10 protein-coding genes are annotated in these 12502 nt (G+C 74.9%); 6 read left to right on the top strand and 4 right to left on the bottom strand.

Annotated elements, in window-relative coordinates; genetic code table 11:
- Positions 1-25: 25 nt before the first annotated feature.
- Positions 26-643 (bottom strand): flavodoxin family protein, encoded by a 618-nt coding sequence (locus SM793_RS16075; RefSeq protein WP_320438862.1) that lies wholly within the window; start codon positions 641-643, stop codon positions 26-28.
- Between the two features lie 303 nt (positions 644-946).
- Here SM793_RS16075 and SM793_RS16070 point away from each other — a divergent pair, with 303 nt between their 5' ends.
- Positions 947-2110, top strand: a complete 1164-nt coding sequence (locus SM793_RS16070) for a transaldolase family protein (protein ID WP_320438861.1) — start codon at positions 947-949, stop codon at positions 2108-2110.
- A gap of 373 nt (positions 2111-2483) precedes the next feature.
- Positions 2484-4622 carry a helix-turn-helix domain-containing protein gene (locus tag SM793_RS16065; RefSeq protein WP_320438860.1) on the top strand — a complete coding sequence of 713 codons (2139 nt, stop codon included), beginning with the start codon at positions 2484-2486 and terminating at the stop codon, positions 4620-4622.
- A 10-nt stretch (positions 4623-4632) separates the two neighbouring features.
- Here SM793_RS16065 and SM793_RS16060 read toward each other — a convergent pair whose 3' ends face one another.
- From SM793_RS16060 to SM793_RS16050, 3 genes are all read right to left on the bottom strand, one after another.
- Positions 4633-5835, bottom strand: a complete 1203-nt coding sequence (locus tag SM793_RS16060; RefSeq protein ID WP_320438859.1) for a transposase — start codon at positions 5833-5835, stop codon at positions 4633-4635.
- Positions 5836-6021: 186 nt separating this feature from the next.
- Positions 6022-6870: an NAD(P)H-binding protein gene (locus SM793_RS16055; protein WP_320438858.1), complete on the bottom strand. Its 849-nt coding sequence runs from the start codon at positions 6868-6870 to the stop codon at positions 6022-6024.
- A 43-nt stretch (positions 6871-6913) separates the two neighbouring features.
- On the bottom strand, positions 6914-8104 hold the full coding sequence (locus SM793_RS16050; protein ID WP_320438857.1) for an acyltransferase: 1191 nt from the start codon (positions 8102-8104) through the stop codon (positions 6914-6916).
- Between the two features lie 230 nt (positions 8105-8334).
- On the opposite strand from SM793_RS16050, the gene SM793_RS16045 reads away from it, so the two are divergent.
- The 4 genes from SM793_RS16045 (at position 8335) to SM793_RS16030 (ending at position 12465) form a co-directional block, all read left to right on the top strand.
- The gene (locus SM793_RS16045) at positions 8335-9318 is read left to right on the top strand and encodes an NADPH:quinone reductase (RefSeq protein WP_320438856.1); all 984 of its coding nucleotides are present in this window, start codon (positions 8335-8337) and stop codon (positions 9316-9318) included.
- 81 nt (positions 9319-9399) lie between these two features.
- The gene (locus SM793_RS16040) at positions 9400-10860 is read left to right on the top strand and encodes an MFS transporter (RefSeq protein ID WP_320438855.1); all 1461 of its coding nucleotides are present in this window, start codon (positions 9400-9402) and stop codon (positions 10858-10860) included.
- A 47-nt stretch (positions 10861-10907) separates the two neighbouring features.
- Complete coding sequence (locus tag SM793_RS16035) at positions 10908-11693, top strand: alpha/beta hydrolase (RefSeq protein WP_320438854.1); 786 nt, start codon at positions 10908-10910, stop codon at positions 11691-11693.
- A 208-nt stretch (positions 11694-11901) separates the two neighbouring features.
- The gene (locus SM793_RS16030) at positions 11902-12465 is read left to right on the top strand and encodes a hypothetical protein (RefSeq protein ID WP_320438853.1); all 564 of its coding nucleotides are present in this window, start codon (positions 11902-11904) and stop codon (positions 12463-12465) included.
- The last annotated feature ends 37 nt before the right edge of the window (positions 12466-12502 follow it).

Below are 12502 nucleotides of genomic sequence, written 5' to 3'. Positions count from 1 at the left end.
TCTCCCTCCCGGACCGGCGGGGCCCCTACTGGTCGGCGAGGCCGCCGAGCAGTCCGGCCACCCGGACCACCCGCCGGGCCTGGAACTCCACGGCGGCGATGTTCTCCTCGTGCACCTGGCCCGGCACGTTCCGGGAGACCGCGCTGGCCCCGTACGGATTGCCGTTCTGCGGGCGGAACAGCACCGGGTCGGTGGAGCCGGTGGCCAGGATCAGCGAGCCCCAGTGGCAGAAGGCGTTGTGCAGCGCGAGGATCGCCGTCTCGTGGCCGCCGTGCGGCGCGGAACCCGAGGTGAACGCGGACACCGCCTTGTCGGCCAGCCCGCCGGGGATCGACAGCGGCGCGGTCGCGTCGATGAACCGCAGCACCGGTGCGGCCGGCAGGCCGAAGCGCACCGGGGTGCCGATCAGGATGCCGTCCGCCCAGGCCAGGTCGTCGAGCGAGGCCACCGGGACGTCCGCGGTGCGGTCCCGCAGCTCCCGCGCGGCCTCCTCGGTGCCCGGTACATAGGTGTCGTCCGGCAGGTCGGCGATCCGGCGCAACCGCACGTCGGCGCCCGCCTTCCCGGCGGCGTCGGCCGCCGCCCCGGCCAGCCTGGCGACATTTCCGGTGGAGGACCAATAGATGACGGCAATGGTGGTCACGGCGGTGAACTCCTCGGTGACGTGGGCACTTCCACTGATCGTTGACCGTGGACGGCCGACCGGCCAACGGAGTTCCCGGCACTTCGTCAGGTGGGGCCGCACTCCATCAAATACTCGGCGGTCACTTCTCCCGCCGCCCCGCAATGACCATGCCCGGCATTGACCCCCGCCCAGCCCGGCATTGACCCGGGGCCGACCTGACATTGACCGGGGCACTCACTTTTCCGGGCACGAATTGCTGCCTATCCTCGGCCACGGCACCGTTTTCGGTCCGTCACAGAGCCGAGGAGCAGTGATCCCGCAGTGAAGAAACCGCCGGCTGCCGAACCCCGAACCGGAGACCTGCGGCCGCTGATCGCCGAGGGCGTCTCGCCCTGGCTGGACGGGATCAACCGCGGCCTGGCCGCCTCGGGCCTGCTCGGCCGGCTGATCGACCGCACCGGTCTGCGCGGCGCCACCACCAACCCCGCCCTGCTGACCGGGCCGATGTGCCACGATCCGCTGTACAGCGAGCAGTTGGCCCGGCTGGCGGAGCACCACGTCTCCCCGGAGGGCTCGGTCTGGGCCGCCACCGTGCACGACCTGCGGCTGGTCTGCGAGGAGTTCCTCGGCGTCCACCGGGCCACCCACGGCCACGACGGCCTGGTCTCGGCCGACCTGGACCCCCGGCTGGCGCACGACGCCACCGCGACCGTCGCCGAGGCCGTCGAGCTGGCCCGCGCGGTGGACCGGCCCAACCTGCTGGTCAAGATCCCGGCCACCGCCGCCGGCCTCACCGCGATCCGCGACTGCGTCGGCCGCGGACTCGGCGTGCACGCCACCGGGCTCTACTCGGTGCGGCGCTACGGGCAGGTGGTGGACGCCTACTTCGACGGACTGGAGCAGGCCCTGGCGGCCGGCCTCCCGCTGGCCGAGATCGCCTCGGTGGCCTCGCTCCCGGTCGGCCGGGTGGACCGGGAGATCGACCGGCGGCTGGCCGCGACCGCCGACCCGGACGCGGCCGCGCTGCGCGGCCTCACCGCCCAGGCCGCGGCCCGGCTGATGTACCGGGCCTACGAGGAGCGGCTCGGCGACGGCCGCTGGCGCACCCTGCGCGCCTCCGGGGCCCGCCCGCAGCGGCTGCTGTGGACCGACTCGGCGCTCGGCGGGGCCGCCGCCCAGGCCCGGTACGTGGCCGGGCTGGTCTCCTGGGGCACCGCGCACGCGATGACCCGGCCGGTGCTGGACGAGGCGGTCCGCAAGCTGCGGCTGGAGGGCGACACCCTGCTCGGCCAGTACGAGGCGGCCCGGGCGGTACTGGACCGGCTGGGGCGGCTGGGCATCGACTACGGCGCGGTCGCCCGGCGGCTGGAGGAGCAGAGCGTCCCGCTGCTGGTCGACCACTGGCTGCGCCTGCACGCCGCCGTCGAGGGCCGCCAGGCCGCCAGGCCCGGCGACCAGGAACCGGCCCGACTTCCCCTCCGCTGAATCATCCTGATGATCAGTCACTCGGGTACCACGGGCCCCGCCCGGACGGCCCGGACCTGTTCTTGACGGGAACAACCGCCCCCGCATACCTTCCGGATTGCAGGCCGTCACGCACTCCTTCCGTTCACGGAGTCCGGGCGCGTCTTGTGGATCCAGCCCGGACGAGGCCGCGGCGTCGGGGTGCGTGCACCGCAAGGCGGAGGTAGCGGCACCTCCCGGCCACCGGCTGGGGGCGGAGCCGCTGCGATGGGGGCACCTCCCGGCCGCAGGGCCGGGGCGCGCGTGCCCTGGGGGGTACCTCCCGGCCGACGGCCGGGGGAGCGTCGCGGACCAGGGCCGATCCACACGACACGCCCCAGGGGGAGGGAAGGTCATGACGCGACGGTCCGCCGACTCAATCGCGTTCAACGTCCTGGAACTGCTGGCCAGCGAGGCTCCGGCCGCCCAACTGGCGGAGCTGGTCGAACAGGCCCGGCGGAGCTGCGAGTCCGCCCCGGAGCGGGAGGCGATCTGCCGGATCGAGCAGCTCGGCCTGTCCATCCGCTCCCGGTCCCAGCACCGGCGCCGCCGCGAGGCCGGGCTGGCCGCGCTCACCGACACCGCCCGCGACCTGGCCCTGCCCTACGAACTCGACAGCCTGCTGCGGGTGATCACCCGCCGGGCCCGGCTGCTGCTGGGCGCCGACGTCTCCTGCCTCACCACCGCCGAACCGGCCGGCGGCGACAGCGCCCCCGGACCGGTCCGGATCCGCACCACCGACGGCCCGAGCGGCTCGCTGCGGGTCGGCCTCGCCGTGCCCGACGGCTTCGGCCTGGGCGGCGGCGTACCGGCCGACCCGGGACCGTTCTGGACCCCGGACTTCCTCGTGGACGAGCGGATCCGGCGCAGCCCGGTGGTCGACGCGGTGATCCGCGCCGAGGGGCTGCGCGCCGTGGTGGCCGTCCCGCTCGGCCACCGCGCCCACCCGTTCGGCACCCTGTACGTCGCCGAACGCGCGGTGCGCTACTTCACCACCGACGAGATCTCGCTGATGGCCGCGCTCGGCGACCTCGCCGGGGTGGCGATCGAGAAGGCCCGGCTGCTGGAGGGTGCCGCCCTGGCCTCCGCCGCCGCTCGGGCCTCCACCGCTGCCCCGGCCTCCGCCATCCCGGCCTCCGCCGCCGCGCCGGTCGCCCCGGCCCGTCCCGGCGGCCCGGCGGCCCCGCCCGGCGCGGCCGACCCGGTCGGTGAACTCGCCGAGGCCCACCGCGCCCTGGTCGACCTGGCGCTCTCCGGCCGCGACCCGCACGCCCTGGTCCGCGACGCCGGCCGCCGGCTCGACCTCGGCCTGCGGGTGTACGCGAGCGACGGCACCGTACTGGCCTCGACCGGCGAACTGCCCGAACTCGACGGGCCGACCGTGGTCGCCACCGCCGTCGACGCCCACGCGGCCGGCCGCCCGGTCCGGCTGGCCGGACCGCTGTGGGCGGCCCCGGTCCGGGCCGGCTCCACCGGTCTGGGCACCCTGCTCGCCCGGCCGACCGGCCGACGGGCGGACCTGGCCGCGGAGTTCTGCCAGAGCATCGCCCAGGCGGTCGCGGTCGCCCTGCTGCTGGAGGGCCGGCGCTCGGTCGCCCCGGTCCGCCACGTCGGCGACGAGCTGCTCGACGAACTGCTGAGCAGTCCGCAGCGCCCGCCCCGCCAGCTCGACGTCCGGGCCCGCCGGCTCGGCATCGACCTGTCCGCCGCGCACGTCCTGGTGGTCGCCCGGCCCGAGGGCGAGGCCCAGGGCAGGACCGCGACCTGGGCCGGGCTGTACGCGCACCGGATGAGCGGCCTCAAACGGGTCCACAACGGCCGGGCGGTGCTGCTGCTGCCCGGCAGCGACCCGGGCCGGGCCGCCCGCGCGGTCGCCGAGGAGCTCACCCCGCTGCTCGGCCTCCCGGTGACGGTCGGCGCCGCCGGGCCGGTCAGCGATCCGACCTCGGTCTTCCACGGCTACCAGGAGGCGCTGCGCTGCCTGGACGCGATGACCTCGCTGGGCGCGGTCGGCCGCGCCGCCTCCGCCCGCGAACTCGGCTTCGTGGGCGTCCTGCTGGCCGACAACCACGATGTCGAGGGGTTCATCGAGTCGGCCGTCGGCCCGGTGCTCGACTACGACCGGCTGCGGCTGACCGAGCTGGCCCGCACCCTCCAGGCCTGGTTCGACACCGGCAACAGCCCGACCCACGCCGCCCAGCGGCTGCACGTCCACCCCAACACGGTGGCGCGCCGGCTGGAGCGGATCGGCGAACTGCTCGGGCCGGACTGGCTGAAGCCCGAACGCTCCTTCGAGATCCAGCTCGCGCTCCGACTCAGCCGAGTGCGCCGCACCCTGCTCGACCGGGTCGCCCGCACCGACCCCGGCCGTCCCGGCGACGCGGCGGGCGACCCCACGGGCGACCGGTCGGGCGGTCCGACGGGTGGTCCGACCGACCGCCCGGACCGGACCGACCGCCCCGACCGGACCGACCGGGCCGGCCCCGCCGGCTGACCCCGCCGCCTCAGTACAGCCGGTCGTCACCACGCGCCAGCACCGCGACCGCGTGCGCCGCCGAGGCCAGGGTGATGTGCCGGTGCCAGCCGCCGAACGAGCGGCCCGCGAAGTCCCGCACCCCGACCCGGTCGGCGGTCCGGGTGAAGTCCAGGTCCACCCGGTCGGCCAGCCGGGCCAGCCGCACCAGCGCGGCCACCGGCAGGTCCACCAGGTCGGTGAGCCACAGCTCGGCCGGCCAGCGCCCGCCGGCCGCGCCCATCCCGAGCAGCAGCAGCTCCCCGCCGCCGCGCCCGCCCCGGCCCTGCCGGGCGCCGCCGGGCCCGGCCGGACGCACCCGGACGGCGGCGACCAGCCCGCCGCGCAGCTCGCCGGACGGGTCGGACCAGACCACCGGCCGCCGCAGTTCCCGGGCCGCGGTGAGCAGTTGGCAGGCGGGCCCCGGTCCGGCCGGGTGGCCGGGCAGCGGCGCGACCGGCCGCAGCGGGAACGAGCCGCCGATCCGGGCCAGCATCGGCAGCCGCTCGCCCCGCATCCGGCGCACCAGCCGCAGCCCGTCGGCGTCCCTGGCGTCCGCGACCACCGGGCGCACCGGCAGCCCCCAGCGGGCCGGCAGGCCGAGCACCGCCTCCAGGGCGCAGTCGCCGAGGCTCTCCGCGTCGACCTCGTCGGGGATCAGCGCCTGGCTGCGCCGCGGCGCGTCGTCCAACCAGGTCCGCGGCAGGTGCAGCCGCCAGTTGACCGGGCCGCTGAAGCTCTCCGAGGCGGCCCAGACGCCCACCGCCTGCTGGGCGTTGAGCACCTGGCCGAGGGCCGGGATGAAGCGGCGGTCCACCCCCACCGAGTGGTCGCCGGCCTTGGGGACGACCATCGGCCGCAGTACGTAGGCCTGCGGCGGGGCGATCCGGGCGAGGTGCTGGGCCAGTGCCTGGCGCACCGGGCCCCAGTCCCAGGTGGAGCTGGTGATGAAGTGGTGCAGGCTCTGCTCGGCGGCCGGCCCGCCGACCACCGTGGCGATGTTGCGGATCGACTTGCGTCCGCGTGCGCCCAGCAGCCCGCGCAGGTACTGGGCGCCCTTGCGCCGCTGGTCGCTGCGCGGCAGCGAGGCGAACAGCACGCCGCACAGCTCCTTGAGCAGCACCTCGTGCGAGGCGTCGAGCAACTGCGCGCCCTCCGGCGGAGCCTGGGGGTCCGTCGGCAGGGTTCGGATCATGGCCGGGCCGCTCATCGGTCCCCCTCGAATGGCGGATGACTGCGCCGTGCTCACGCTAGGGTGCGCGCCCCGCTCCGCTAAGGTGCGCGGCCCACCCGTCCGGCGCGGACGGTGGTGGCCCGGCCACCGGAGTCCCGCCCGCCGGTGCGGCGGGTCCGGATTCCGGTGTGCCGGGCCGGTGCCCGGTCAGGCGGTGAAGTCGGCCGCGTGGTCGCGGGCCCACTCGGCGAAGGTCCGGGCGGGGCGGCCGGTGAGCTGCTCCACCGTGTCGGACACCTCGGTCGGGACGCCGTCGGAGGCGGCCCAGTAGCCGACCACCGCGTCCATCACCCAGACCGGGACGATCGGGGCCAGGGCCTCGCGCGCCTCGGCATCGGTCAGCTCCTCGAACTCCAGCGGCCGCCCGAGCGCCTCGGCCAGGTCGGCGAGCTGCTCGCGCTGGGTGATCGACCGGGGGCCGCTGATGAAGTACGCCCGGTTCTCGTGGCCCTCGCCGGTGAGCGCCGCCACCGCGACCGCGGCGATGTCCTTCTCGTGGATCGCGTCGCTGTGCGACTCGGGGTACGGGAAGCGGATCCGCCCCTCGGCCCGGATCGACTCCGGCCAGCCCCACATCAGGATGTTGGTGGCGAAGTTGTGCGGCCGCAGGAAGGTGTACGCGATCCCGGAGGCGAGGACGGCGTCCTCGACCGCGCGGTGCATCTCCACGATCGGCTTCTGCACCGGGAAGGCGTCCACCACGGTCTGCGAGGAGAGCACCACGACATGCCGCACGCCCGCCTCCCGCGCCGCGGCGAGGAAGCCGGCCGTGCCCTGCGGCACCGCGTAGAGGAACACCTTGTCGACGCCGGCCAGCGCCGGGCCGTAGGTGTCCGGGTCGGTGAGGTCGAGCGCCGCGGTGTCGACCGGGGCGGGCGGCGCCAGCTTCTCCGGGGTCCGGGCGCCGGCCCGGACGTCGGCGCCGGCCGCCAGCAGCTGCGCCAGCACCTCGGCGCCGACCTGGCCGGTCGCCCCGGTGACGAGGATCTTGCCCATGGGTACGGCTCACTTTCGGGATGTCGGGGTCAGGGGGTGGGAGTCAGGAGGTCCTGGCGGGAGCGGCCGGCCGGCGGCGCGGCGAGGAGAACCGCTTCGTGATCGGTGCCTCGACCAGCCGGTACAGGGCCCAGGAGAGCAGCACGGTGACCCCGATCGCGAGCAGCAGCAGGCCGATGCCCTCGGGGGTCGAGTACAGCTTGGTGCCGAGCAGGTCCCGCAGCTCGGTCAGCACGATGAAGTGCAGCAGGTAGAAGGCGAAGGAGATCTCCCCGAGCCAGGTCATCGCCCGGTTGCGGAAGGGCGTGAACCGGCCGTCCCGGTCGGCGATCGCGGCGGACGCGACCAGCAGCGCGATCGGCAGCACGGTGGTGGCCCGCTGGGCGTACAGGTAGGGCACCCAGCGGGTGGCGGCGTAGCCGGCCACCAGGAGCAGGCCGGACCACACCATGCCGATGTCGCGCCAGCGGCCGGAGCGCACCGCGAGGGCGACCAGGATGCCGAGGGCGAAGTCCAGCAGCCGCACCGGCGGGAGCACGTAGGAGAACCAGTACTGGACCACCGAGGAGTCGTAGCCGCCGGGGACGCCCGGGCCGTCGGGCAGCACCAGGTAGGCCAGCGCCGGGGTGGCGACGATGGCGGCGACGGCGCCGCCGATCCAGTACGGCAGCCGCTCCGGCCGGATCCGCCGCAGCGCCCGGTGCAGCAGCGGGAAGGAGAGGTAGAAGACCAGCTCGGCGCCGAGCGACCAGCTGGGCGGGTCGACGCTGAAGTAGGTGTTGAAGTCGGGTATCCAGACCTGGAGCATCAGCAGGTTGAGGACGGCCGTGCGGACCGGGGTGTAGGAGCCGGCGAAGAAGACCATGGCCAGCGCCCAGGCGACCACGTAGTTCGGGACGATCTTGACCAGCCGGCGCCGCCAGAACCCGGTGGCGGTGTCGCCCGGGCGGGCCGACCAGGTGAGCACGAAGCCGCTGAGCACGAAGAAGAAGGCCACGCCGAGGCCGCCGGCCTGGTCGGCGAGGTCGACGAAGCGGAACTCGGTGCTGTCGTCGGCGAAGAACCGCAGGGTCGGGATCGGCAGGGCGGCGTGGTAGGCGAAGACCGCAAGGGCGGCGGGGAAGCGCAGGCCGGTCAGGGACGGCAGACGACTGGCGGAGGGCTGCGTCGTCCGCGCTCCGCTCCCGCCGGCGGGTCTCGGTCCCGGCTGGGCGAGGAGTCGGTCGGTGGCCATGGTTCCGTCCTTGGGTGTTGAGCGGTGGGTCGGACCAGTAGCAGGCCGTCCCGACCCGGAGGCCAAGTAAACTACTCCGTGCAGATGAGAGATTGCACCGATCGGTGTAGCATCTATGTCAGGTCGGGGGAACCCCCGCCCCCGTCCGGCTTTCCGTCCGAGACCAGGGAGTTGACGAACGATGCCGCGATCCGCCGCCGCCCGTCCGCGCCTCCCGCAGGATCGGCCCCATGCGTGCAGCGTTCATCCCGAGGCTCGGACCGGCGTCGGACATCCGCTACGGCGAGGTGCCCGAGCCGGTCCCCGGGCCCACCGATGTCCTGGTCGACGTGACCGCCGTGTCGGTCAACCCGGTCGACACCTTCGTCCGCTCGGGGCTCTTCCGGACCCCCCTGCCCTTCCCGTTCGTGATCGGCCGGGACCTCGTGGGCACGGTGGCCCTGGCCGGCCCCGGCGCCCCCCGCTTCGCCCCCGGTGACCGCGTCTGGAGCAACAGCCTCGGCCACGACGGCCGGCAGGGCGCGGCCGCCGAACGGGCCGCCGTCCCGGCCGACCGGCTCTACCACCTGCCCCCGGGCGTGGACCCGGCGACGGCCGTCGCCGTGGTCCACCCCGCCGCCACCGCGTACCTCGCCCTGTTCACCCACGGCGGGCTGCGCACCGGCGAGACCGTGCTGGTCGGGGGCGGCGGCGGCAACGTCGGCGGCGCCCTGATCGTGCTGGCCGCCGAGGCCGGCGCCCGGGTGGTCGCCACCGCGCGGCCCGCCGACGCGGAGCACTGCCGGGCCCTCGGCGCCACCGAGGTCCTCGACTACCGCGCCCCCGACCTGCCCGACCTGGTCCGCGCCGCCTGCCCCGGCGGCGTCGACCTCCACCTCGACACCTCCGGTACCAACGACCTCAGCACCGCCGTCGACCTGCTCGCCCCGCGCGGCCGGATCGTGCTGCTCGCCGGCGCCCGCTCCCGACCCGAACTGCCCGCCGGGCAGCTCTACATGAAGGACGGCTCGATCCGCGGGTTCGTCATCTCGCACGCCTCCGGCGCCGAACTCGCGGACGCGGCGGCCACCGTCAACCGGCTGCTCGCGGCCGGCCGGCTGCGGCCCCGGGCCCTGGAGGTCCGGCCGCTGAGCGCCGCCGCCGAGACCCACCAGCGGCTGGAGAAGGGCGAGCTGAACGGCCGCCGGGTGGTCCTGACGACACCCGGCCCGTAGCCGACGACCGCCACCGCTTCGCCGTCCCCGTCCGCCGTCCCCGTCCCCCGTCCGCTCCCCGACGCCCCCGAAAGGCTCCCCATGTCCCCGTCCGCCGGTGCCGAGCAGGCCACCGGGCCACGCCGTTCGGGCCTCCTGCTGGCCCTGCTGGCGTTCGCCCAGTTGATCGTCTCGATCGACTACAACATCGTCTACGTGGCACTCCCGGAGATCGGCAGCGGCCTCGACTTCTCCGCCCAGAACCTGCAGTGGGTGGTCAGCGCCTACGCGGTCGCCTTCGGCGGCTTCCTGCTCTTCGGCGGACGGGCCTCCGACCTGTTCGGCCGCCGCCGGATGTTCGTCCTCGGCCTGCTGCTGTACGCCGGCTCCTCCCTGCTCGGCGGCCTGGCCAACACGCCCGGACTGCTGATCGCGGCCCGCGCCCTCCAGGGCCTCGGCGGTGCCTTCCTGTTCCCCGCCACCCTCGCCCTGGTCGTCCTCAGCTTCACCGAGGGCCGCGAACGCAACCGGGCGCTCTCGGTCTGGGCCGCCGCCGGCGCCAGCGGCATGATCATCGGATCGCTCGCCGGCGGGGTGCTCACCCAGGCCTTCGGCTGGGAGGCGGTCTTCTACGTCAACGTGCCACTGGCGGGCGGCGCCGCCCTGCTCGCCCCCCGGCTGATCGGCGCCGACGGACCGCGCGACGCATCCCGCTCGTTCGACCTGCCCGGCGCGCTGACCGCCACCGCCGGGGCCACCCTGGTGGTCTTCACCCTGGTCCAGGGACCGGCCTCCGGCTGGACCTCGCCGACGGTGCTCACCACCGCCGTGCTCGGCCTCGGCCTGCTCGCCGCCTTCGTGGTGATCGAGTCCCGGACCGCCGACCCGCTGATGCCGCTGCGGCTGTTCCGCAACCGCAACCTGTCCACCGGCGTGCTGACCACCTTCCTGTTCATGGCCAGCTTCGGCACCCTGCTGTACTTCCTGACCGTCTACTTCCAGACCGTGCACGAGTACAGCGCGCTGCGCACCGGCGTCGCCTTCCTGATCCCGATGGTCTGCGGCTTCGTCGGCTCGATGCTGGGCGGCCGGCTCGCCACCCGGTTCGGCGCCCGCAACACCCTGATCGCCTCCTATCTGCTCGGCGCGCTCGGCACCACCGCGACGGCGCTGACCATGGCGCCGGACGGCACGTACGTCGCGCTGCTGCCCGGCCTGATCGTCCTGAGCCTCTGCCAGGGCGTCATCTTCACCACCATGTTCTCCGCCTCCGCGACCGGGGTGCACCCCTACGAGCAGGGCATCTCCTCCGGCATCGTCTCCACCGGCCAGCAGGTCGGCAGCGCGGTGGGCCTCGGCATCCTGGTGGCGATCGCCAACGCCGGCACCGACGGCCTGGCCGGCGAGGCCCTCCGCTCCGCCACCAGCGACGGCCTGCGCACCGCCGTCCTGGTCGCCACCGGCGGCATCGTCGCGCTCGTCCTGGTCGCGCTCGGCTTCGAACGCGCCCCCCGCCCGGCCGGGGCCGCCGCCGAGAACGCCTCCGCCAAGAGCCTCGCCTGACCCCGCACCTCCCCAACCCTTCCCCACTCCCGAGGAGAACCCCCGTCATGCCCTTCGCCGCCAGCCCCAGCGCCCGCGTCTCCTACACCGTGGAGGGCTCCGGCCACCCGCCCCTGGTCTTCGTGCACGGCACCGGCTTCGGCGCCGGGGGCACCTTCGGCCACCTCACCGGTGACTTCACCGACGCCCGCACCGTCCTGCTGCCGGACTTCGCCGGCTGCGGGGACACCGAGGACGACGGCCGCGAGCTGACCCCCGAGCTGCTGGCCGAGCAGATCGCCGCCGTGATCGAGGCGGCCGGCGACGGCCCGGCCGACGTGGTCGGCTTCTCGCTCGGCTCGGTGGTCGCCGCCACCCTCGCGGCGCTCCGCCCCGAGCTGGTGCGCAGCCTGGTGCTCACCGCCGGCTGGAGCCACCCGGACGACGCCTACCTGCGCAACCACATGACCACCTGGCGCGCCATCAGCGGCGACGCCGAGGCCTTCGGCCGGTTCGGCACCCTGACGGCGTTCAGCCGTGACCACCTGAACTCGCTGGAGCCCGACGCGCTCGAGGGCATCATCAAGGGCAACGAGCCGACCGAGGGCGCGCTGCGCCACATCGACCTCAACCTGAGCGCCGACATCCGCCCGCTGCTGCCCCGGATCACCGCCCGCACCCTGGTGATCGGCTGCACCCAGGACGCCACCGTCCCGGTCGGGCTCTCCCGGGAACTGGCCGACGCCATCGCCGGCAGCACCTACGCGGAGATCGACAGCGGCCACGTGGTCGTCTACGAGCAGGGCGCCGAGTGGTCCCGGCTGGTCCGCGAGTTCGTCCTCCAGGAGGGCTAGAGCTTGTCCGAGGTGACTTTGCAAAGTCCTGGCGCACTTTGCAAAGTCACCTCGGGGCTTTGCAAAGTGCGCCGCCCAGCCACCCCGCTCAGCCCTCTTCCGCTCCACCGTGCGACCTTCCGGGCCCACCGTCCACCGGCCCGGCTCGCAGCACCCGGGCCGGCAGCCGCTGATGACACCTGATCATCCGGGGCGTAGGGTCCCCGCCGTGGACGAACTGATATTCCGCGGGCGGGACCGCTACCGCCCGTCCCGCTCGCAGCTGGCGGTCCTGCTCGTGGTGCTGGCCGCCCAGGGGTTCGCCGCCGCGCACGGACTCGGCACGGTGGGCTTCCTCTGGCTCGCCGGCGGCACGCTGGCGCTCTCCGGCCTGGGCCTGTGGACCACGGTCCGCAGCTGGAGCCGGGTCGGTCCCGAGGGCATCACCATCTGCTGGGGCTTCGGGCGCGGCCGCACCTACGCCTGGGACCGGATCCGCTGGATCGACGTCCGGACGGTCGACGCCCAGGGCAGCACCAGCTCCCAGGTGCGGATGTTCCTCGCCGGCGGGCGGCGCCGGGCGCTGCCGGGACTGCTGCACAGCGACCTGTACCCGTCCCCGGACTTCGACGAGCAGTACCACCGGGTCCGCAACTGGTGGGAGCTGAGCACCGAGCCCTCGGGCCGGGCCGAGCCCCGGCGGCGGTTCCGGGACCGGATCACCGTGACGGTGGCCGCCGTCCTCGCCACCCTGGTCATCGCCGCCGTCGGCGCCGTGATCGTCCTCCGGTAGCCCGCCGCCGCCACCGCCGTCGGCGCCGTGATCGTCC

It is taken from the genome of Kitasatospora purpeofusca (assembly GCF_034043715.1).
Taxonomy (GTDB): Bacteria; Actinomycetota; Actinomycetes; order Streptomycetales; family Streptomycetaceae; genus Kitasatospora; species Kitasatospora purpeofusca_A.
The sequence above is the reverse complement of the archived record's forward strand: the minus strand, read 5'-3'. Positions and strand labels throughout refer to the sequence as shown.